This window comes from Pseudoalteromonas luteoviolacea S2607, from assembly GCF_001625575.1.
Taxonomy (GTDB): Bacteria; Pseudomonadota; Gammaproteobacteria; order Enterobacterales; family Alteromonadaceae; genus Pseudoalteromonas; species Pseudoalteromonas luteoviolacea_E.
On the sequence record NZ_AUXV01000021.1, the window covers coordinates 1 to 22,210 of the forward strand.

The 22,210-nt window shown below is 43.5% G+C and carries 18 protein-coding genes and 7 tRNA genes; 17 read left to right on the top strand and 8 right to left on the bottom strand.

The window, feature by feature from the left end; genetic code table 11:
- Positions 1–466: 466 nt before the first annotated feature.
- The gene (locus N480_RS12760; protein ID WP_063372898.1) at positions 467–772 is read right to left on the bottom strand and encodes a DUF3301 domain-containing protein; all 306 of its coding nucleotides are present in this window, start codon (positions 770–772) and stop codon (positions 467–469) included.
- Positions 773–1,798, bottom strand: a complete 1,026-nt coding sequence (locus tag N480_RS12765; protein WP_063372899.1) for a DUF3549 family protein — start codon at positions 1,796–1,798, stop codon at positions 773–775. It lies immediately after the preceding gene.
- A 148-nt stretch (positions 1,799–1,946) separates the two neighbouring features.
- On the opposite strand from N480_RS12765, the gene N480_RS12770 reads away from it, so the two are divergent.
- The 3 genes from N480_RS12770 to N480_RS12780 are packed head-to-tail and all read left to right on the top strand — an operon-like array spanning position 1,947 to position 3,447.
- The gene (locus N480_RS12770) at positions 1,947–2,270 is read left to right on the top strand and encodes a YqcC family protein (RefSeq protein WP_063372900.1); all 324 of its coding nucleotides are present in this window, start codon (positions 1,947–1,949) and stop codon (positions 2,268–2,270) included.
- Positions 2,270–3,004 carry a tRNA pseudouridine(65) synthase TruC gene (truC, locus tag N480_RS12775; RefSeq protein ID WP_063372901.1) on the top strand — a complete coding sequence of 245 codons (735 nt, stop codon included), beginning with the start codon at positions 2,270–2,272 and terminating at the stop codon, positions 3,002–3,004. Before N480_RS12770 ends, truC begins: the two co-directional genes overlap by 1 nt.
- The gene (locus tag N480_RS12780) at positions 3,004–3,447 is read left to right on the top strand and encodes a flavodoxin domain-containing protein (protein WP_063372902.1); all 444 of its coding nucleotides are present in this window, start codon (positions 3,004–3,006) and stop codon (positions 3,445–3,447) included. Before truC ends, N480_RS12780 begins: the two co-directional genes overlap by 1 nt.
- Before the next feature lie 54 nt (positions 3,448–3,501).
- Here N480_RS12780 and N480_RS12785 read toward each other — a convergent pair whose 3' ends face one another.
- On the bottom strand, positions 3,502–5,082 hold the full coding sequence (locus N480_RS12785) for a lytic transglycosylase (RefSeq protein WP_063372917.1): 1,581 nt from the start codon (positions 5,080–5,082) through the stop codon (positions 3,502–3,504).
- A 199-nt stretch (positions 5,083–5,281) separates the two neighbouring features.
- Entirely contained in the window at positions 5,282–6,049 is a 768-nt protein-coding gene (gene gloB, locus N480_RS12790) for a hydroxyacylglutathione hydrolase (protein ID WP_063372903.1), read from the bottom strand.
- Positions 6,050–6,101: 52 nt separating this feature from the next.
- Here gloB and N480_RS12795 point away from each other — a divergent pair, with 52 nt between their 5' ends.
- A complete protein-coding gene (locus N480_RS12795; RefSeq protein WP_063372904.1) occupies positions 6,102–6,848 on the top strand; it encodes a class I SAM-dependent methyltransferase in 747 nt (248 codons plus the stop codon).
- Between the two features lie 5 nt (positions 6,849–6,853).
- On the opposite strand, the gene rnhA is transcribed toward N480_RS12795, so the two are convergent.
- The gene (gene rnhA / locus N480_RS12800; RefSeq protein WP_063372905.1) at positions 6,854–7,324 is read right to left on the bottom strand and encodes a ribonuclease HI; all 471 of its coding nucleotides are present in this window, start codon (positions 7,322–7,324) and stop codon (positions 6,854–6,856) included.
- 420 nt (positions 7,325–7,744) lie between these two features.
- Between rnhA and dnaQ the strand changes: the two genes are divergently transcribed.
- The 9 genes from dnaQ to N480_RS12845 all read left to right on the top strand — a co-directional run bounded on the left by dnaQ (position 7,745) and on the right by N480_RS12845 (position 10,801).
- Complete coding sequence (gene dnaQ, locus N480_RS12805) at positions 7,745–8,455, top strand: DNA polymerase III subunit epsilon (protein ID WP_063372906.1); 711 nt, start codon at positions 7,745–7,747, stop codon at positions 8,453–8,455.
- Positions 8,456–8,469: 14 nt separating this feature from the next.
- A complete protein-coding gene (locus N480_RS12810; RefSeq protein WP_196761491.1) occupies positions 8,470–9,846 on the top strand; it encodes a TIGR03503 family protein in 1,377 nt (458 codons plus the stop codon).
- Positions 9,847–10,072: 226 nt separating this feature from the next.
- Positions 10,073–10,149 (top strand) — tRNA-Asp (locus tag N480_RS12815).
- 26 nt (positions 10,150–10,175) lie between these two features.
- Positions 10,176–10,252 (top strand) — tRNA-Asp (locus N480_RS12820).
- A 28-nt stretch (positions 10,253–10,280) separates the two neighbouring features.
- Positions 10,281–10,357, top strand: a tRNA-Asp gene (locus tag N480_RS12825).
- 29 nt (positions 10,358–10,386) lie between these two features.
- Positions 10,387–10,463, top strand: a tRNA-Asp gene (locus N480_RS12830).
- Positions 10,464–10,512: 49 nt separating this feature from the next.
- Positions 10,513–10,589, top strand: a tRNA-Asp gene (locus N480_RS12835).
- 24 nt (positions 10,590–10,613) lie between these two features.
- A tRNA-Asp gene (locus tag N480_RS12840) sits at positions 10,614–10,690 on the top strand.
- Between the two features lie 34 nt (positions 10,691–10,724).
- Positions 10,725–10,801: transfer RNA gene (locus N480_RS12845), tRNA-Asp, on the top strand.
- A 240-nt stretch (positions 10,802–11,041) separates the two neighbouring features.
- Here N480_RS12845 and N480_RS12850 read toward each other — a convergent pair.
- From N480_RS12850 to N480_RS12860, 3 genes are all read right to left on the bottom strand, one after another.
- Positions 11,042–12,772, bottom strand: coding sequence for a HEAT repeat domain-containing protein (locus N480_RS12850; RefSeq protein WP_063372908.1), 1,731 nt, complete (start codon positions 12,770–12,772; stop codon positions 11,042–11,044).
- 11 nt (positions 12,773–12,783) lie between these two features.
- Positions 12,784–14,727 (bottom strand): hypothetical protein, encoded by a 1,944-nt coding sequence (locus N480_RS12855; protein WP_155732848.1) that lies wholly within the window; start codon positions 14,725–14,727, stop codon positions 12,784–12,786.
- Positions 14,728–14,892: 165 nt separating this feature from the next.
- The gene (locus N480_RS12860; RefSeq protein ID WP_081231868.1) at positions 14,893–16,974 is read right to left on the bottom strand and encodes a winged helix-turn-helix domain-containing protein; all 2,082 of its coding nucleotides are present in this window, start codon (positions 16,972–16,974) and stop codon (positions 14,893–14,895) included.
- A gap of 173 nt (positions 16,975–17,147) precedes the next feature.
- On the opposite strand from N480_RS12860, the gene N480_RS12865 reads away from it, so the two are divergent.
- From N480_RS12865 to N480_RS12880, 4 genes are all read left to right on the top strand, one after another.
- A complete protein-coding gene (locus N480_RS12865) occupies positions 17,148–19,397 on the top strand; it encodes a DUF5916 domain-containing protein (RefSeq protein ID WP_155732849.1) in 2,250 nt (749 codons plus the stop codon).
- 91 nt (positions 19,398–19,488) lie between these two features.
- Positions 19,489–20,391: an SMP-30/gluconolactonase/LRE family protein gene (locus N480_RS12870; RefSeq protein ID WP_063372910.1), complete on the top strand. Its 903-nt coding sequence runs from the start codon at positions 19,489–19,491 to the stop codon at positions 20,389–20,391.
- Between the two features lie 92 nt (positions 20,392–20,483).
- Complete coding sequence (locus tag N480_RS12875) at positions 20,484–21,068, top strand: ATP-binding cassette domain-containing protein (RefSeq protein ID WP_063372911.1); 585 nt, start codon at positions 20,484–20,486, stop codon at positions 21,066–21,068.
- Between the two features lie 8 nt (positions 21,069–21,076).
- Complete coding sequence (locus tag N480_RS12880; RefSeq protein WP_063372912.1) at positions 21,077–22,153, top strand: DUF6136 family protein; 1,077 nt, start codon at positions 21,077–21,079, stop codon at positions 22,151–22,153.
- Positions 22,154–22,210 lie beyond the last annotated feature (57 nt).

Below are 22,210 nucleotides of genomic sequence, written 5' to 3' on the forward strand. Positions count from 1 at the left end.
AAGGTGAAGAGGAGCCAAGAAGGCATAGGGAAGCAGCACAGGATGTGCAGACATAGGAAATGTCATAGGATTAGGAGCGCCGAGGGATAAGGTGAAGAGGAGCCAAGAAGGCATAGGAAAGTAGCACAGGATGTGCAGGCATAGGGAATGCTTGATGGAGCGGTGATACCGCAATACAAAGGATGTACGGGCATAGGAGTTGCTCTGTAGAAAGGAACTGCACATTGGGACGTGTGAAGCGGACAGAAGTACGGGACGTACTAAGGATGAAGGCAGGGAGGATAGTCGGGTGTATCGGATGTATACCCGTTCAGGGGATGATGAAAATTGGCGGCTTGCTGGTAAGTTGTAGGCAGAGGTAGTGGAAACCTCCAAGGGAATTCGTCGGATTGGGGCGTGACAAACAGGGTTACGCCTTAGTTTTTTATATCAGTTTCCCAACCCATCATATTAATCTGTTCTAAAATCATTCTACAATTCGGTGTGGTGGCACATCCATTTTTACCAAAACTTGATTTTCTAAGTACAAAATACCTTTGTAAGCTGTATCTCTGTCTGAACTGAATTCAAATAAAAATTGACTTTTTATCCCTAGTTTTCCATTTTTTAGCACACCAATACGTCTCTTCTGGCAGGCGACACTCAACAATTGGACGTTAAGTTTTTCGCTTTGTTGTGCAGCATGCTCGCGTGCTGCTTCGGCGATTTCTCTGCTATACCAAAAGAAACCGCAAGCCGTAAGGGTGAGTATAAAAAGCCAAAGTGTTGTCATTTATGAAAATAGCCTACCAATTGCTCTAGAAAGTGTGTCGCTTCGATTTTGCGCTCTCAATAATCCTAATACATGTGGACGGAGAATCGGAATTGCAACTAAATCGGTGAAAATACTTTCAAAAAGCCCGTCAATTTGGGTGTTGTGAGCTGCTTTATCCATAAATGTGTAAAGGCGTTCTGGCTCTGTCAGTGTTTCCCACCCTCTTCCTGCTATTGTGAGCAATACGTCAGCGTGTTCAGCCAGTTCTGAGCTCAATAGATGATCCACTGATTGTGCAATTAAACCCAGGCCGTGACTGCCTGACATAGCTCTGAAGCAATGCACACTGCTACTTAATTGTTGTTGAGCAATATGTTTATTGAGCTGTGCCTGCAAGTGCTCAGTCAACTCTGTCGAAATCGCAACATGTTCTAGCATGGCCGCAAGTGGACTTTGCACTTGCTCTGGTAAACTTGACCAACGAGAAATCAAGTTAGCTTGATTTTCGCCATGTTCAAGGCGCATTGCAAAATCTGCGAGTCCCTGTAAGGCTAGGCTTTGCCAGTCTTGCTGTTCTGCACGTGTAAAATACTGCTCAACAGTTTCGTAATATTGTGAGGCTGGGCGCTTTAATTCACATTTCATCAGCGCATTAAAAGCAGCAAGTTTATTCGCGTTGGGTGTATACACGTAAGGGTTGTTATCTAGCTTACCTTGCGCAGCTTCACCTGTGAGCTGTGTACCTAATGCCTCTAATACCATAGAGGCAAAATGATCTCGACTCGCAATAATTAATTTGCTTTGCTCATCTAATGGGAACTTAAGAAACCAAACATAGGGATCGAGCGTGGCCTGATTATCCCAAAATTGAATTGCAATCAATGCATGGTTGCCTAGTGGATAAGGATACGGCACTTGGGTATTTTCAATTTGAGCAAATTGCTTTTTGTCTATTTTGGTGATTCGACGACCGATGTCATATACACGCCACTGAGTGCCTGCAGAAGTTAATAGCTCGCCTAATGTTGAAATTTGCGCCGTCATTTTATACTCACTTGAATTGCTTTGCCCGCGATTATAGCGGTAATTACGCCCTGTAGTAAGGTCTTACGACACTTACTAAGTTAAATGCTCTTCGTGGATCACAGTGGTATAATGTGCGTTTGGGTATTACGCAATATGAGGAGCTCACGTGAGCCAACAAGTTTTACAGCAACTTGCTGAGTTAGAGAGTCAATTACAACAAGCTAAACTGTGGCAAGCAGAACCAATCGAAGCACAAGCGTTAGCATCCACTCAGCCTTTTTGCTGCGATACCTTGCGCTTTGAGCAATGGCTGCAATTTGTATTTATTCCAAAAATCCAACAAATGATACGTGAAGGACAGCCTCTACCGACAAACATTGCGATTGCGCCAATGGCTGAGGTTGCTTTTTCAGGCCATGCTCAGCTGCAAACTATTTTTTCTAAGTTAAGTGAAATAGATACCGCTATTTCTAGTGGTGGAGTGAAGTAGTGCTAGAAATTATTTATCAAGATGAAAACTATGTTGCCATTAACAAGCCTTCAGGGTTGCTAGTTCATCGTTCTTTTCTAGATAAAAGAGAAACGCAGTTTGCAATGCAAATGCTGCGTGATCAATTAGGCCAACATGTTTTTCCAGTGCATCGTTTAGATAGACCAACCAGTGGTGTATTGCTCTTTGCCTTGAGCTCCGAAGCGGCTAGAGACATCAATCAGCTGTTTATTGAGGGCACAGTCGAAAAACGTTATTTGGCTTTAGTCAGAGGCTATAGTAAAGATGAAATCTTTGTTGATAAGCCTTTGAAAGAGCAGCTCGATAAAATCGCTGATAAGTTTGCAGATCAAGATAAAGCGCCTCAGGAGGCGCAAACCATGGTGCGTTGCCTGCATCGCGCGAGTCTAGATATACCATTCGGGAAATATCCAAGTATTCGTTACTCACTAGTCGAATGCTTTCCAAAAACAGGTCGTAAGCACCAAATTCGACGTCACCTTAACCATTTAGCCACACCCATCATTGGTGATGTAAACCATGGTGATAATAAACATAATCACTTTTTCCGTGACCATTTTCAGTTGCAGCGTCTCATGTTGTTTGCAACTGAGCTAAAGTTTATACATCCTTATACTAAGCAACCTATTTTAATTCGCGCTAATTTAGGTGATGACATGCTCAATATTTGCCGTCAGCTAGGTTGGCCATCAACAGAGAAGGATTATCAATAATGGCGTCAATTACGCTATTTGTAGGCAGCGTCTACGGCAATGCGGAAAACTTAGCAACTCAAATACAGTCACATATTAATGCTCAGGGGCATCAAGCAAATATTGCCGAGCCCCCGACAATGGATAGCTTAAAAGCTGCGGAACATGTGCTGTTTGTTTCCTCTACGACTGGCCAAGGAGACATTCCTGACGGTTTATTTCCACTGTTTTTGCAAATGCAAGCGCAGCTACCGATGCTGACAAACAAGCAGGTAGGAGTAGTGGCATTAGGGGACAGCAGCTACGGAGATACATATTGCGGAGCGGGTCGTCAAATTGATGCTTTGGTAAAAGAGCTCAATGCGAAATTACCGCAACCGAGGCTAGATGTAGATGCTGGTGAGCACTTCGAACCTTGGGAGCCTGTAGAGCCATGGCTAAAGAATTGGCTAGCAGCCCTGTAATTGACTGACTTACACAATAAAGGCCACGATTTAAATCACGTGGCCTTTATTATATTAGGTGGTTTGCACATTGACTTTAAGTTTTAACTTTTGTCCGGGGTGCAAGTACTTTTGACCCGCTAGTGAGTTCCATTTCACGATGTCTTTGATAGATACGTTAAATTTATTCGCGATTCTTGCCAATGAATCACCTTTACGTACTTTATAGGTAATTGTGCGTTCTTTACTTTGCAGGCCCGCCGTTTTGCTTTGTTGTTGGGTTTTGTAAATTGTTAGCTTTTGACCTAATTTAAGTACCGAGCTTGGCTTGAGCTTATTCCAAGCTGCTAGCTGTTTAATCGTGACATCATATTCTCGGCTGATATCCCACAGTGTATCACCACTTTTGACCGTGTGTACTTTCTTACTCCGCTCAGTTGTGTTCGCAACCTTTCTAACCGCAGTCGGTAGGTGTTCACTTTTCAACTCGCCTTCACTAAGTGGTACAAGTAACTGTTGGCCAACACGAATGATATTTCCATTCAGTTTATTGAGTGTTCTTATGGCACTGGTATTTGTATCAAACTTCTTAGCAATAACAGAAAGGCTGTCTCCTTTGTTCACTGTGTAATATTGCCAACGCAGGCGCTCTTGCATAGGCGTGTTTGCAAGTGTCGTTTTGAATTGTTCAACCTTATCAAGGGGCAATAATAGTGAGTGAGGCCCTTTAGGGTCGGTTGCCCAGCGATTGAACCCTGGGTTGAGGCGATATAGTTCCGTTAGAGATATTCCTGCCATTTCTGCCGCTAATGCCAAGTCGATCTGTGTTCCAACTTCAATGGTGTCGACAACTTGTGCATTGATAATCTTGTTCCACTTAACCTTAAACTCATCTTGGCGCATCAATAAGTCAGAGAGCGCAAGGAGCTTTGGAACATAAGCTGTGGTTTCTCTTGGGAGATCTAATGACCAAAAATCAGTTGGCAGGTGCTTTTTACGATTTTTGCGAATTGCCCTCATCACTCTGCCTTCACCAGAGTTATACGCTGCAATAGCATTTAACCAGTCACCGTCGAGTGTTTTATGAAGGTAAGTCAAATAATCTAACGCTGCACGTGTGGACTGGACGATATCTCTACGGCCGTCATACCACCAGTTTTGTTTAAGATCAAAACGCTCTCCCGTTTGTGGCATAAATTGCCAAATACCAGAAGCACTGCGGTGAGAGTAACCAAATGGGTCAAATGCACTCTCAACGATTGGCAAAAGCGCAATCTCGATAGGCATCTCACGCTTTTCAACTTCTTCTACAATAAAATAGAGATATGGTTCAGCACGTTTTGAAATCCGATCTAGATAGGATTGGTGCCGCTGGTAGTAGTTTCTTTCTGTTACAACGGGGCGATTCTGTGGCACCGGAATAGATAATTGATAACGGATCCGCTCCCAGACATCATCGAAAACTGGCGGTGGCTCGTCTGCTTCAATAGGTTCTTGAATCGCGTGAGACAATGCTTCGCTTATTTGCGCTGGGCTCGCATGATCTAATAGTTCGGCTTGCTGGGTAGAGGTTTGCTCGGTAGAGGTTTGCTCGGTTGTTGTTTGACAGCCTGCAAGCAAACTTATAATCGCAATTATCAGAAGTGACTTTTTCATAAATCTCTTTTTGTCGGGCAAAAACCCAGCAATATTACCCTTATCTGGTGTAATTTTAAAGTTGTTCGCAACAATGCAACGATGGCTGTGCTCTGTCAAAGTGCGTAATTGCTTGATGTGTAGAAAAAATCAGAGACGGCGCAAAGGGAGTAAATAAGCGCCATCTAGCTTGTAGCTATGGTTTGTATAAGCAACGCCATTAAAATTGATCTTTCCACAATCTGAGTTTCGCAAAGACTTGCCATTGGGCCTCGGTAGGACCTTTGAGGACTTCAGGCAAATGAGCTAAGATCGCATCGTTGTTTGCTCTTAGAAATGGATTGATTGCGCGTTCGTTACCAATGTTGGTTGGTAGAGTAGGTAAGTTTTGCGCTCGCTTTGCTTTTGCCCAAGTTGTATAAGCCGTAAGTGCATCATTATTGGGCTCCACGGCGTTGGCAAAGTCTAAATTTGCAAGTGTGTATTCATGTGTGCAGTACACCTCACATGGGTCTGGCAGTGCAGACAGTGCTTGCAATGAATGCCACATCTGTTCTGCTGTACCTTCAAATAGTCGACCACACCCGCCACTGAATAAGGTATCACCCGTAAACGCTCTTGTATCATTAACATAACAAATATGATCCAACGTATGTCCCGGTGTTTTAATTATATTATAACGCTCACCTGCTATAGTAATTGAATCCCCTTGAGACAATGTGCAAGTGATGCCAGAGAAAGGGGAGTCTTTAGGTCCGTAAATAGGGGTTTCAGGGTAGTGTGAAATCAACTCTGCGATTCCGTCAGTGTGATCCCAGTGATGATGGGTGACTAAAATGCCTGTGAGCTGTCTGTTTTGTTCGCACAAAAACTGTAGTACAGGATGACTTTGTCCAGGATCGACAACCCAAGTATCAAGGTTCTGAGTATCACAAATGGCCCAAATATAGTTATCATTAAATGCTTTGATCGGATGAACTTGCGTCATAACTCATTGCTCTATAAAGTGAAGGTGTCAACTAGTATAACGAGCGTATGCGATGAAACCAGCATTAAGTTTTCAGCAAGGGCCCAAACCACAATCATGGCGAGACTTTCCTCATGGTGACTATGTGCGAGCTGGCATTGAGCGTCGAATGGCAAAATGGCTGCCACGTATGTTTGGTTACCATATGCTAAAGTTGGGATGCTTAAGCGGGCAATTAGATACATCAGAGAGCCCTATCGATCATCAAGTATGTATTTGTGCAAGTGCTCCGCACGCTGGTGTCATTGCCGAAATTGATGAACTCCCTTTTTATGAACACAGTGTTGATGCATGTATTTTGTCGCACTGTTTGGAGTATCACTCAGATCCCCATCATATTTTACGGGAAGCACACCGTACGTTGATCCCTGGTGGTTATATTGTTATTACCGGTTTCAATCCATTTAGCCTATGTGGATTGGCACACATGTTGCCTTTTAGTGGAGAAAAGCTGCCTTGGTCGGGGCGATTTTTTACGCCATCTAGGGTTAAAGATTGGCTGAATTTACTCGGTTTTGAAATTGTTACAGACGAACGTTTTATCCATGCATCTCTAGCTCGAGGGTCGCGCTTGTCCCGTTTTGCTCCATGGCGCCGATTTTGCCGACATTACTTAAAACCGATGGGCAGTGTTTATATGCTGGTGGCTAGAAAGCGGGTCACGCCGTTAACCCCCATCAAACCTAAATGGCATGCTAGGCCCAAATGGACTCCTGCGGTGAAGGGCGCACGCCTGAAACACAGTCGCACGCAAGAATAGTGAGGTTATTGTTGGGCGATGTAGCCGTTATCTTCAAGCAGGTCATCCTGTGATGCCGCATCTCGAGCTAAATCATCGACAAGCTCGTTATACTTATTACCTGCATGGCCTTTAACCCAGCGCCACTCTACCTGATGCCTCTGACATGCACTGTCGAGGCGCTGCCATAAATCTACATTTTTTACTGGCTTCTTGGCTGCTGTTTTCCAGTTACGTTTTTTCCAATTCGCTACCCAAGACTCAATGCCTTGTTTCACGTATTGGCTGTCAGTATAGAGCACGACATGACAAGGGCGAGTTAGCGTTTCCAACGCCACGATAGCTGCCAACATTTCCATGCGATTGTTCGTAGTTAGCTGGTAGCCTTGTTGCAGTTGTTTCTCATGGCCTTGGTAACTTAAATAAATGCCATAGCCTCCAGGACCAGGATTGCCTAGGCATGAGCCATCGGTATAGATTTCTACGGTTTTTTGCACAAATTAGCCTGTAAAATTCAAAATGGGCAGATAACTGCGTACGATAGCAAAGTTCAGCTGCAAGCGGTATGCAAATTACAGAAAAGCAGTATGTGCCAAATAAAAATGTGCTTTCATTATTCAATGCGAGTTGGATGGTCAAAAATCATTATAGGTAATCACGCGCTGTGTAACAATCAGGTCGTTTAAGCTGCAGGTGTCTGAAACGAGCTGTGATTTAATTTCACCTAGCGTTATTTATTGAATAAGTTCTATATTTTGTTAGTAGTGATTATTACTTTTGACGTCGCAGGATAGTGAGTATCAAGTCAATGTGGTGCGACTCGATAGAGAAAGGATTGAGAATAGGTCATGTAACAAAGTCGAAAGTGGGTTAATATGGGACTTAAACAGAGAAATGAATGTTAGAGATCATAAATCATGGTAAAGCGTCAGATAGTTCTGGATACAGAAACCACCGGCATCGACCCCAAAGCTGGGCATAGGATCATTGAAATTGGGTGTGTTGAACTAATAAATAGGCGCCTTACGGGCAATAACTTTCATGTCTATATCAACCCGCAACGAGATATTGAAGAGGAAGCCATTGACGTTCACGGTATCACGAATGAATTTTTACGTGGTAAGCCATTCTTCCACCAAGTTGCACAGGAGTTCCTCGATTACATAACTGGTGCAGAGTTAGTCATTCATAACGCGCCGTTCGATGTGGGCTTTATGGACCATGAATTTGCGATGTTGAACCAGGGTTTTCCGACAACCAATGATGTCTGCGAAGTACTTGATACACTCGTTATGGCGCGTGATTTGCATCCTGGTCAAAAGAATAGCTTAGATGCGTTGTGTCGTAGATATGACATTGATAACTCAAAGCGTACACTGCACGGCGCATTGCTGGATTCCGAGATTTTGTCAGATGTTTATCTGGCAATGACTGGTGGGCAGAAAAAGCTAAATCTAGCTCAGCAAGTTGACGGTGCACAGCAAGGTGGGACGGGTGGTATCCGCCGACTCGCTGCCGATAGGGCGCCATTACGCGTTTTGCACGCCAGTGACGAAGAAGAGCTTGCCCACACAGAGCGTATGGAAATTGTCAATAAAGCTTGCGGACAAAGTTTATGGCAACAATAAAGAGGTAAATATCAATGCGAATTTGGATAGTCGTTTTTAGCATATTATTCAGCTTTAGTGCTGCATCAGAAACTCCAAATATCACTATGCTAGAACGCGATGGGGTATCTAATGAGATCCCACTGCTAGATAATCGTTTTCGCATTGACCATAACGTCGATAAAATTACGTTACTGTTCTTTCGTTCCTCGGGCGCGCCTGCTGTTGTATTGGTGAGGCCGGATGGCAGTAAAATTTACTCGATTCATGCCGTTAAAGATGAATCTCTTGAATGGTTCGACGAGATAAGCTACGACCTGATCATAATCGATAAACCCATGCCAGGGCCATGGCAAGTCCTAGGACAAATTCAAAAAGATAGCCGAATTATGGTACTGGGTGATATTGAACTGATTGTTGATCCACTGCCCCCTTTGTTATTTCGCGGCGAAATGCTCAAAGTAAATGGCAAAGTTACCAACGATGGTAAACCAATCGATGTGGGGTATTTCCGTGATGTGGTGACTTTATTTGTCGAGTTTGTCAGTACAAATAATGAGGCATACGCTAATTTCGGTGCAGGTACACAAAGTGTTACTGATTTTAAAGATGACGGTAGAGACTTTGATGAGAGGCCGCTGGATGGGGTTTTTACCGGTGAATTTAAGCTTACCTTTCCGGCAGGCGAATGGCAGCCTGAGTTTTTTATAGAGACCCCCATACTAAAACGTCGCGTCGTAAAAGACCCGATAGTTATTGCCGAACCACCTTTCACTTTTGAGCTACAACTTGCGGACGATGAAGAATTTGAACACGAACTTGTGATTCAGTTGAATCGAGATATCGTTAAGCCTGAGACCGTGATATTACAAGGAAAAATACTTTATCCCAATGGTGAGGAGCAAGTTTACACCTTAAACGAACAAGAACGCTTTTATCGCCAACTGCAAATAAAAAATTATGATTGGGGGCGTTATAGCGTTCAGCTGTCCGCCTTTGGCGAAAATATCAATGGTCGCGAATTTATGGCAGCCATCCCTGATTATAATTTTGAAATCGAACGACCAATCGAAAAAGTACCGGAGCTAACCAAACCCATCACGCCTGAAGAGTTGATGCAACCAACAGAGCCTGAAGAACCTGAAGTGAATACGGCATTGATTGTGTCTATTGTCGTGGCAGGCAATTTACTGGTGCTGCTCTTGGGTTGGCTAGTGATCCGAGTCTTTGTACAAAACAAGCCATTGAAGTTTTCAATTCCATTGCCAACTTCTATTCCATTTTTGAAAAAGAAACAAAAAATGGATTTAGATGATCTGGAGCCTGAAGGTGAAGGGGAAGAAAAAGCAGGTGAAATGGGGTCAGACTCGGGAGATGTACTTAGTTTGTCCATGTCTGATGATAAAAATTAAACACCTTCATGTGTGGTGCAGCTCCTAAGATAAGTTGTATTCTTGGTAAGTTGCTGCAAACTTGCTTGTAGAATAGACAAGCTGATGCAATTTTCAGCGAGTAACGTCATTAAACGCTAAAAATGCAGTTTTTTTCAAAAAAATAGTTGACTCTGAAAGGGGTCATTCGTATTATTCACGCCGCTGTCAAGGAGCACACCTTGTCAGTGAAATACAAAATTGTCGCGGAGTGGTAGTTCAGTTGGTTAGAATACCGGCCTGTCACGCCGGGGGTCGCGGGTTCGAGTCCCGTCCACTCCGCCATTTAATTTTGTATTGCGATGTAAGCTGGAGTGGTAGTTCAGTTGGTTAGAATACCGGCCTGTCACGCCGGGGGTCGCGGGTTCGAGTCCCGTCCACTCCGCCAACCGCTTACATATGTGCATCGCTTCTTTGGAGTGGTAGTTCAGTTGGTTAGAATACCGGCCTGTCACGCCGGGGGTCGCGGGTTCGAGTCCCGTCCACTCCGCCATTTATTAAAAGAAGCAAGCTAAATCACTTGGAGTGGTAGTTCAGTTGGTTAGAATACCGGCCTGTCACGCCGGGGGTCGCGGGTTCGAGTCCCGTCCACTCCGCCATTTGGCTTTTTAGTGTTTTAGCAAAAAAATATGACAATACGCTTACTGCGGAGTGGTAGTTCAGTTGGTTAGAATACCGGCCTGTCACGCCGGGGGTCGCGGGTTCGAGTCCCGTCCACTCCGCCATTTAGCGTAAAAAGATATCTCTGCGGAGTGGTAGTTCAGTTGGTTAGAATACCGGCCTGTCACGCCGGGGGTCGCGGGTTCGAGTCCCGTCCACTCCGCCATTTGATATCTTAAAGAACATATACATACCACTGCGGAGTGGTAGTTCAGTTGGTTAGAATACCGGCCTGTCACGCCGGGGGTCGCGGGTTCGAGTCCCGTCCACTCCGCCATTTCATAAAGCTTTACTCCTTGTTCCATAAAACTTCATAACAATCTTTTCTTTATTACGTCTTTCTTATATTGATATTATCATTGAACCACTAGTGTCTATTTTAAAAGCGCATTTAGCCCGTAAAAATATGTGTGGAACTTGCCGAAAGTACCCTGCTTAGATAAAAGTTAAGCGCTAAGTGTATGGCTGTTTGACAGGTATTAAAGAGAAGGGGCTGTAAATGCCCCTAGATAGGCTATCAATTGCCGTGAATGGCTTGCATAAGTGCTCTGAGGACCTGTTGATCGCGCTCTTGCTTGAGAAGGGGTTTAAGTTTCTCTGCTATGCCTTGATGGTTGTTGCCTTGCTTGGCGATTGCATTAATTGCTGCGACACGGACTTCATTTCCCTGTTGTCTTTGTGCAAATTTTAAAACCTCATCCACTTGAGACTCACTGAGCGGATTGTTACCCATAGCTGAAAGCAAAGCTTGCTTAGCTTTGTTATCCGTTTCTACTTTTAGCGACTTTTCAATGTAGCCAAGACTGATTGCATTGGGCATTTTTCCAAGTGCTTGTGCAGCTGTAGTGCGCAAGGTGGCATTTCCATCGTCTAAAAATTTGGCAATGTCATCCTGATGTGTTGAGTCTGCGCTATTGCCCAGCGCATTTAGCAGTGAAGCTTGTTTGTGTACATCTCGTGTGATGACAAGCCTATCAGCCAATGATTGCGTGAGCTGACTTGCAAATTCGCTACCGGCTTGGTTTTTAGCGACGATACCCATGACCATTAAGGCCGTGCGGGCTAGCTTTGTATCGGTATTGGTTAACTCATCACTATCGATGTGATTGTAAAGCTGCTCAATGAGCGTTGGTGAAAGAGGTTGCTCTGCATACTTCAGTGCCATTAAGCTGCGAAAACGCTGATTTTTATCAAGCTCAGTATCTAAATAAAGTGCGCCTAAGAGTTGTTGAGCATATACAGAATCACTTTTACCAATCATCAATAATAGCCGGCTTAGCTGTTTATCTTCAAAAGCCTGTTGCTTGATCAAAGCATGCAATGACGACAGATAGATCTGGTTGTCATACAGCAATTGCAATAGCTCAGCACTCGACAAAGCTCGTAGGTCTTTATTTCGCAGCAAATTAGTGAAAATTTCAGCACTCCCCAAGGGGACAGGCTGCGGCTTCGGGTAGACGCTGTTTGCGGCAAGAATAGGCCATTTAAGCGGGTCCATTGGCAGTGTCATCAAGGAGATGTCAGCTGAAATAGGCAGCGCTTTTGTGGCAAACTTAATCGACTGAGCAACATCGATTCGAATGTCACCTTTATCACTTTCTACTCGGGTATTGTTGTAACCGTCTAATTTTTCTATCCAACAGGTAGATGTAGTTAAAACAAATGAGTCTTGTATGATTTCAGGCTTTTTAAACGCAAACAATTGCGTACCCTGAGTCGTCATTGTGTACTGAAGTTTATGCTTTTGAATGGAATTGTCAGCAAGCCTTTGGTACTGAATTTTATAGCGACCTAAACTATCACTCTCTTCGATAATTTTTGGGGCTCGCAGATCATACTTTTTCAGATGCTCAATATGAAATTGCTGATAAATCGCGATTAGTTTTTGTTCATCTTCAGGCTTTAGCTTAGCCGCAAAATGATATGCGAGTATATCCCCAGATTGCGCTGCGATTTTCACTGCAAAAGGCACGCTATAGTAGCGCGCCTGTATGTCTGTATTGTCTAACTTTAATTTAGCGGAAGAAAGCTGCAAACCTAGCCAGTAATACTTGTCGCTTTGCTTAAGTGGGCGATAAACCAATTGCCCAGATACGGACAAGCGGTTTTGGTTTGGTGTGTTTAGTGTTGTCATTTTGGTATTTGCAAGCGTCGTAAAATCGCCCCAGCGCGCGCAGTCTTGGCTGGCACTGACACTGCCAAATGGCAGTGTCAGTGTGCAAAGTAGTAGTGGTGTAACCCGATTCATACTTTACTCAGTTAAAATTTGAAGCTATCGCTGTAGTCCAGCATTTGCCACGTTTTATTGTACAAAGCGCCTGTGTCATACAGTGTTTTGGTCGCAGTTTTTGTCGGGAATGAACAGCAGAACTCATAGCCTGGGTACTTCACCCATAAATATAGTTCACCTTCAATGGCTTTCATATGATTGCTGATATCAATGCCATAGCTAATTTCAGAATCTGTAATTGCTTTACTGATATCAGTGTAAGCACTAGCCGACAATGTTTCAGAAATAATGAGGAAGTCGATACCAATTCCTCCGCTGGCGATTAACAGATCGATGCCCGCGGTGGCATAGGCATCAAGGCTTGCCGTAAGTACATCACCGCCAATGCTAAAGCGTTGATCAGCATACTTTAACTCGCTGCCGACACCAACCTCACCCTTTACACCCGCCGAGACGCTGACTGGTACAATCGCAATGGTAAAGGTTGCAGAGAATAGCTTTTGTTCTTCACTCCAATCATGGGTATAGCTTTCATCAAGGGCAGTAACGGAGTCTGAGTCTGCGATCAGAGAGTTGCCAAGAAAAGAAACACCCATCGCATAGCTCAACGTTCCATTTGCCCCGTCAGCAATGCCACTTGCACCAGCAGAAAATAGGTTCACGCTATCATCGAACATATACAGGTCAAAACCACCCCCTGTGGATGCCCATGCATAACCGCCATCTGTGGCCTTTAAAATAATAAGTGATAAGAAACTTGGCACAACGGCCACTTTTGATTTATCGCCGTAGGTGTTACTAAACAAATCCAATAGCACGAATTGCTCATCTGTTTGCTGAGATATCGTTAAGCTTAGGTCCTGTGTCGGGCCATCAGACAGTGCGCTTCGGGTCGCTCTATTCACTTGGTTACTGTCAGACAACCCCGGTAAATTATGTTTTGCTAATAGCTCATCACTTGGGGTCGAGTCTTGATATAGGCTGTAAGGAACATCAATTGTCAGTGTGTTATTACTGGTATTGGCTTCATCAAACTCAGACATATCATGCAAAGTAAAGCGCAACTGTATGGTGTTTTCACTTGAATTTGGGTCGAATGCCTGTTGGATTTTATGCAGCAAGGCGCCGTTTATAGCAATGTCATAGGGGAAATAGTGGCTTTGCTCGAATTGCGAGAATGAGATATTCATTTTCTCTGCGTAGTGATCTTGGCCCTCTTGCCAAAAGTGCGCAGTGTAAGCTTGGTCGTCTACAATTACCTCCGCGGTGACCTGGGCCGCATTTGCGCTGCTACCGAACTTGCTGGCATCTATATGTCCAATGATATCGGAGCGCTTTTGACTTGGTTGACCTTCTGAGGCTATTTCTCTTTGACCAATATCAGGGAACATCGCAAAACCGTCACCTACAGCCACCTTGTCTAATACAAAGTCGTGATAATGGGAGGCGTCAATTGTAATTGGAGCATAAGTTGTCAGATCGCCGCCCTCATGACCTCGAGAACGGTTATCAGTCAGATCTGCTTCGTCATGAATAATTTTTGCGCTGTCTACATATGCAGCAATCAAGAACTCGCCACTGGGCATTTCCTCATTAGGAAACATCAGAGTAGCTGATAAGTTTTGTACACCGGGCTGTAATTGTTCAATGTAATGAGTACCTAAGTTATAGCCCTCGGGCTGATCTTCGGTTTCTAATTGTGCGACCTTCTCTTTTGGAATGGCCATAAAAGTAACACCGATATGTTGGGTGTCTAGCTGGATTGTTTCAATGGAAAAATCCAAAGAAATAGGCTGACCGGGCTGGTATAAGGCCTGCTCTGGCGTTTTAATTTCAACTAAAGCTACATTAGGTACTTGTGTTACTTCAGTAGCAGGGGTTGGCGTGACAACTTCTACATGTCTTTCACTGCCATCGAAGCAAGCCGCGAGTAGCAAGGGCATAGCCAGTCCCAAATACTTAGAGCGCATCATATAAATTTCACCGTTTTTTGTTATGTCAGGCGCTTTTTACCATCAAAAAGTGTAATGATTGTGGAGTTGAGGAAATAGCTTGGGCAATGGTGTATTTGAGTGTCTAAGTTTAAGGGCGGTAAAACCAGTGATTAGTGCGTGTCACTGGTTTTACTCTGCTAAAGGCTATTTTGTCAGCTTTGTTTGCGGTTTGATCAGCTTGATATCAGACTCAACAGATTCCATTTTTGCCACCAGAAGGGCACCATCTGGTGCAATATCATAATGCCAAATGAGTGGTTCTTGTTTAATATTGGTGACTTTATAAGGTGCTTTTAACGATACTTGCCAAATCAAATCGGTTTTTGACCACGCTGATTGCCAGAATAACTCACCATTTTTGAGTCTAGGATTTTTGATGACATTGAGCGCTTCTTGGGGGAGTTTGGCTAACGCCTGTTTTTGCTCTTCAAAATTAATCAATGAGGTTGCGCGATATAAGGTGCCATCTTTGATCACTATCCAACTCTTGTCTTCTGTGTGGTAAATAATAAAGTCCGATTCAAAGTTGGTTTTGCTGAGCAAGTGACCGTCTAAATCGAATGTATTAACAGACATTCCATCGGTCGACCATACCGTTTGGTTAGTACGCCAACCGAATTGCTTCAAGGGCTTTTGATGTTGGCTATGAAAATTTGTAAGTACATCCGTGCGGTCATATAACACTAAAAAGCGATCTCGATTAGCAAGGATCTTACTGAGCATAGGATCCCAAGCTAGGAAATCTACATACTCATGCCCCTTATGAAAGGAGAGTTGTTTAACTTCATTCCCCGAGTGTAGGTAGATTTCGCAATAACCAGTCCTACGAGACATAAATACCGTTTCGCCCAACTTATTCGTCACCGGCAAATAGTCGATACTTGAGCTTGAAAATATGGGTAAGTTATATTCATCACGAATATTTACCTGCCAACTTTCGGCAGCGGTATAAACGTCACCCGCATTATCAACGGATAGACTAGTAAATATTCCCTGTGTTGTAGCAAACACCGGATAAGTCTGCCCGTTTCTGTATTTACCAATTAGATTGTGGTGGGCGCTACCATCATTGCTGATAATACTCTGTTGAGCGGGGTCGAAATTAAATAACCATACTGGGAAGGCCCAAGTCATATGGACTTTGCCGTCCAATGAAACCAACCTCGAGTGAAACTTTGCGTCGACAATAAGGTAATAAATTTTTCCTTCCCAAGCGCGCACAGCCCCGATGTAACTTTCCTCAGGCTCTTTTGGCAGCGGTAATTTTATCAGTTGGTTGTGCTTGTGACGATATAAATAGGCTTTCTTACCATGCTTCTCAGTGATTGTGAGTACTAACTCGTCTGCTGATTTCCAAGACGGTGGAGTGATCAGGTGGCAAGGGATCGGGTCACTGCTATGTAAAATTTCAGCGCGACTATTACCTATGTGTAAGATACACGCATCTTTTTGATATTGCCAAAAAGCTAACTTTTCTTCATAGGGGTGCCACGTAGGGTGCGCAATACGAGTGTCAAAGGTCTTTTTAAATCGTTTTTTACCCGATTTATCAGTAATTTCTAAAGTGTTAAATTTTTCTACATAGGCCAGTAAATCTTGGTCTTGATGTGCTGCAATATTAAATTCAACGCCAAGATCATAGGTAATGTCATGCCTTTCGTAGCTAGGGGGAGAAACTTTTGTGGGCGTTGTTGAGAAAAATGCAATGGCACTAAAGCATGCACCTGTTGCAAACAGGAGTGTCCAGCAGTGTTTTAGCAACTTGTTTTTTAAACGGGTATGAAGTGGTGCTGCTAAATCTGGATGGGTCGCTTTTTCACGGAGATTATCATCGTTTGGCGAGAGTGTGCTACGTGGCGAGTCATGACTGATTTGGGGTAAAAACAGATAGCCTTTTTTAGGCACTGTTTTTATATAGTTTGGACTGCGAGCATTGTCTTTCAACTCTTTACGCAGTTTGGTCAATAGTTGGTAGAGGCTATTCGCTTCGACGATAGTGTTTGGCCAAAGAGTATCATTGAGCTTTTCTCTACTGATTACTTGGCCTTGTTGAGTGAGAAAAATAGTCAGTAGCCGCGCAACTTGGGGTTCAAGTTTGGTGGCCGAATGGGTCTCACAATTCCAAAGTTCATCCTTCTCGCAGTCAAAACACCAGTGTAGAAAGTAAAAACGAATTGGAGTTTCTTTTGGCACGTGATTTGAGAGATTTGGTAGAGAGTTACTCACGAGGGCCTCCTGCCAAGTTTGTTATCAATATAGGTTCACCTAAAGGTAACTGGCTTCAGGATAAAGTCAATCTTATTCAGCTTTATCAAATCATTCTTCAGATAAAAATAAGCTTTTTCATTCAATATTTTTGCTTAAGTAACAACATTATATGAGTTTTCTGGAGTGTTGACGTGAGTGGAATTAAACGAGGAATCTTTGCCTTAGGGTTGGTGTTTGGCGCGCCGTTAAGTTACGCCGAAGGCGTGAAAGTTGATGGAAAGTTGGATGAGTCAGCATGGCAATCAGCAGTTGATTTCTCAACCTTTTTTCAAGTGGTGCCAGCAACGCATTCTGTACATAAAAACAAAGTGACGGCAAAAATATTGGCGACTGAAGAGGGGATATACATTGGCATAGTTAACTACCAACCCGAAAACCTGAGGAAAAAACAGTTTAACCTTCAAGATGGGTTTATGCAGGGTGAGTTTAACCGGATTTACCTTGATTTCTCGGGTGATGGTAGCAGTGCTTACTTGTTTGCGACAACGCTTGGGGGAGGAAAGCAAGATGCGGTTGTGACTCCTCAGCGTACGACCGATATGGACTGGGACGGTGACTGGGAAAGCGCATTTGACGAGCAGCCCGAGTATTGGTCGAACGAGGTATTTGTTCCGTGGCACAGTGTTTCTTTTTCTCCAAAAGTTCATGCCAATGGTTTCGCCACTATCGGCGTTGGGATTCAACTGTATGATTTAAAATCTAATAATATTTTTGCAAACCAAAAGCAGACGATTAGTAACAGTGATTTTTTCTTGAACATGCCAAAAATTGAGGTGTCCGTTCCCCAGCAAAGTCAGCTTAATTTTGTACCATATATGAGTTATCAGCGTCATTTTGAACCTCGCCAAAATAAGAGTCATGAGGCTGATGTGGGATTTGATCTGTTTTATAAACCAGCGCATCACCAAACCTTGTCACTTGCAGTGAACCCCGATTTTGCACAAGTGGACAGTGATGATGTCGATGTTAATTACTCTGCGGTGGAAACGTTGCGTACAGATAAACGCCCATTTTTTACGCAAGATATTAGTGTATTTAGTATTGGTGCACTGCAAGATACAAAGTTAATCCATACCCGCCGAATTGGAGCTGGTAGCGATGATAAGAGTGAGGTGATCACCCCAATTGATGGGGCGGTCAGGTTTGTGCACCAAGGGAAAAGTGCACAATGGGGCGCGTTCGCGGTAAAAGAAAATAGCTTGGATAGTGAGGCTGGAAAAGACTTTTATGCTGGGCGATTTAGCTATCGTTCAGCCAAGTGGCAATCAGGTATTTTGGCGACCCACGTGGAACGGCCATGGTTCAACCGCAGTGCTCAAAGCTTAGCTTGGGATAGCCAATATCAGGATGACACATGGTCAATACAAAGTGCGTTACTCCTTAGCCAAGTAGATCAAGAGACTCGGCAATCTGGTAACGGCATATCACTCAATGTCGGTTATCAGTTTTCTCCAAACACTCAACTTGAAGGGCAATTTTTACGTCTAAATGATGGCTTTGAAAATCGAGATATGGGCTATATGAAGCGCAATGATTGGCAGTATTCAAAGTTATCTTATAGTCATGCAATTAATGTGGGAAATGATTGGTTAACTCGCATAAAGCATACGTTAGATCTAAGCTACGAAGCCAATTCTCATGGATTAAAACTACCCGCAAGACAAGGCTACAAAGCACAACTAATGTTAAACAATGGCGCGCAGTGGAGTGTTCATTTAGATCAAGTCCGTTCTGGGTGGCAGGACAATATTGGTGCGAATAGTGTGCCTTTCTTTCAGCCAAGCGCGTTTGAAACGCGTGTGCTGTATCAGAGTCCTTATACTGGAGAGTTTAGTTGGGCGGCTAGTGTAGAGTTAGATCAGGAAGGTTTAAGTGGAGATGCATTGCAGTTGGCACTGGATATGACTTGGATGCCTCACGCTAACTGGAATATTAAGTTTAATAACTATTATCGTGATGGGGACGGCTGGTTGGTGGCAAGCCAGAGAAATCAGTTGTCTGAATACGATAGAACGATTTTTATCAACACAATAGAGGCAAGCGCCCTCATTGCTGAGGATTTAGAGTTTTCGAGTACATTTCAATGGTCAGTGCTTGAGGCGAAGAGCAAGGATGTTTATGACATACTTGCAGACGGGCTGCAGAGACAAGCAAACACAGATACTAGTTTTGAAGATACACGCCTTATGTCTCAATTTAAGTTGCGCTATCGTATGGGGGCATATTCAGATGTGTATTTGGTTTATCGACGCGGTGGCGCACAGCTAAACATGTTGGATAAAGCGCAAGTGGGACATAAATCATGGCTAGAGAGTGTCAAAGACAATTGGACCAGGCCAATTGAGAACAGCGTGATATTTAAAGTACGATATTTATTTTAGTGGCTACGTCATCACCTAAGTCGTGTGAAGAATTCTCAATTCACAAGTGCTGGTTGACGCTGCATACTGAAGCTTTTAGCAGGGAGTGAACATGAAACTGACTATCAGCGCAGCACTATTATCAGTCGTTTTTTTATCTAGTTGCCAACTAGTGAGCCTCTCAGGGGCAAATTTTTACGAAGCACAAGATTGGATAGAGGATGGTGTATTCACCGAGGGCGTCGAAGGTCCTGTGGTTGATAAAAATGGTGTGCTATATGCGGTTAATTTTGCCAAACAAGGCACGATTGGCAAAGTAACGGCAAAAGGGTCTGCGAGCTTATTTGTGCAACTACCACCAGGTAGTATTGGCAATGGGCTGCGCTTTGATAATGCGGGAAATATGTATGTTGCAGATTATATGGGACACAACATTTTACGTATTACGCCAGATAAGCAGGTCTCGGTGTTTGCTCATGAGCCTGCAATGAATCAGCCAAATGACCTTGCTATAAGCGACGATGGGACGTTATTTGCGAGTGATCCTAACTGGCAAGATGGTAATGGGCAGCTCTGGCGGATTGATATAAATGGTAATGTTTTACGTTTAAAGGCCGGTATGGGTACTACGAATGGCATTGAAGTTAGTCCAAATAATACGGTGTTGTACGTCAACGAAAGTGTGCAAAAGCGTATTTGGGCATTTCCAATTAAGCAGAATGGCGAAATTGGTAAACCATCGTTATTTTATCAATTTGACAACCACGGTCTGGATGGCATGCGCACAGATGTGCATGGCAACCTTTATGTTGCACGCTATGGCGCGGGTGAAGTTGCTATCATCTCTCCAAATGGAGAATTGCTAAGGACTGTAAAACTTAAAGGGCAATATCCAACCAATATTGCTTTTGGAGGTGAGTATGGCCAGCAAGTATTTGTCACGATGCAAAAACGTGGAGCCATTGAAACGTTTATGACTGAATTTGCAGGGCGAGCTTTTAGATCTTACCAATAGCGCGCTTTCGTTATGTTTCGAAACACTTTTTAGTTTCTTTATTTGGGTCCTCGTTTGTTAGTATCATTGAAAACAATGATATTCGAGGGCCTATGATAAGCATTCAAAATCTGACTAAAGTGTTTTTGCTCGAACCTGTATTTGATAATTATAGCGCTGAATTTGGGGCGCAAAGGGTGTGTATTGAGGCTGCCAATGGCCTTGGCAAAAGCACCCTATTTACATTAATTGCGGGGATAGACCGAGCTTATCACGGCAAGATTTTATTAGATGGCAAAATGCATAAAGAGCCACAAAGGGTTGTTGCACTTGCGTCTGATGCGATTTCATTTCCTGACTTTTTAACTGCACAGCAAGTATTGGGGATGACGATGAAAAGTTGGCGTTGTTCGATGCCAGATGAGCTTATCTCGATATTACAGTTTTCATCTTTTTTAAATACCCGTATTTGCGCACTCTCGTCGGGCAACTTAAAAAAACTCCAACTAATCAATGCCATCATGAGAAATACGCCGTATTTAATATTGGATGAACCCAGCGCGGCACTCGATACTGACAGTGTTGATAACCTCGTTGAGTATCTAGATACCACTTCCAACCAAATTCTAATTAGCAGCCATGATCCCGATATTTTTATGCGGATTGGTTTTGAGCGTCAGTCTTTATTTGCTAATTAGGGAAGCCAATGCTGCATTATTACCAATATCGTCTACGAGCATTTAAGGTTGAGTTGCAGGAGCTTAGAAAGCAACTAGAACAATTTACACTGCTCGTTAGTGCAATGTTTTTTATTTATCTGCCCAGTCTTGTTATGGCTATATTCTTTGGGTTAGGGAAGTTAGTAGAAAGCGAGTCTGTACGTTTGACTTTAGAAGTGTCCTTTGGCTTTTTGCTGATGCAAAGCCTCCTAATAGAAACCGTAAAAAGCGCAATTCTTGATAGTGCTCGGCGTACATTCCACCATACTTTGCTGTCTAACCATGTGCACAAATTCATTGCGGACAACAGCTTACTATTAATGTGTCACCTGTTGTTCATAGCGGCCTTCATCATGGCTGCTTCTATGGGGTGGGCAAAGCTATTACAGGCACCACAACTACTTTTGTTTATGGCTTCACAGTTTATACTGGCAGTGGTCCAATTATATCGGCCTCATGCCACTATTTTAACTTTGTGTGTTGCACTCGGATTGGTGTTTGTCTGTAACTCGGTAGCAATGTATTTTATTTCCGTATTGACGGTAATAACCGTTGGAGCATTTATCAATCCAAGACTAATTGACTTTAAGGTTAGAGCTATATCGGCCAATGGCTTCTGGTTACAACTGTTCATAGAAAAACCTTGGATGATATTGTGGCGGTTGGGGATGAGTACTTTAACCTATTGGTGCACACAGATCATTGTCACTGAACGTTCAGACTTGGCAGCTTACTACAGTCTCATGGCATTACTTTTTAATTTACTTTGGTGGAGCAGTTTGCTGCTAGAGACCAATAAACAGATCTCAATACATCGGGGGTTTTGGCAAAGCCTTGTAATGTTTGACGTGATGCAACGAAGCCAAAACCTTGTGGTGATGCTGTGTACTACGGTGGCCTGGCTAATAGGTGTTGCTCTGTTTGGAGTAAGTGTTTTCGAGCTTATAATTCTACTTGTAACGCCCTTGATGATGTTGACCATTGTAAAGCGGCCAAAGAGCTTGGCTTTGGTATGGGCGACATTGGTAATTACCATTATGTTGAGTAAAGTACTGATTGGGTAATACAATTGAAGGCGCTGAGTGCCGGTGGAGAGCCCGTGAGCTTCACGAGAGATAAAC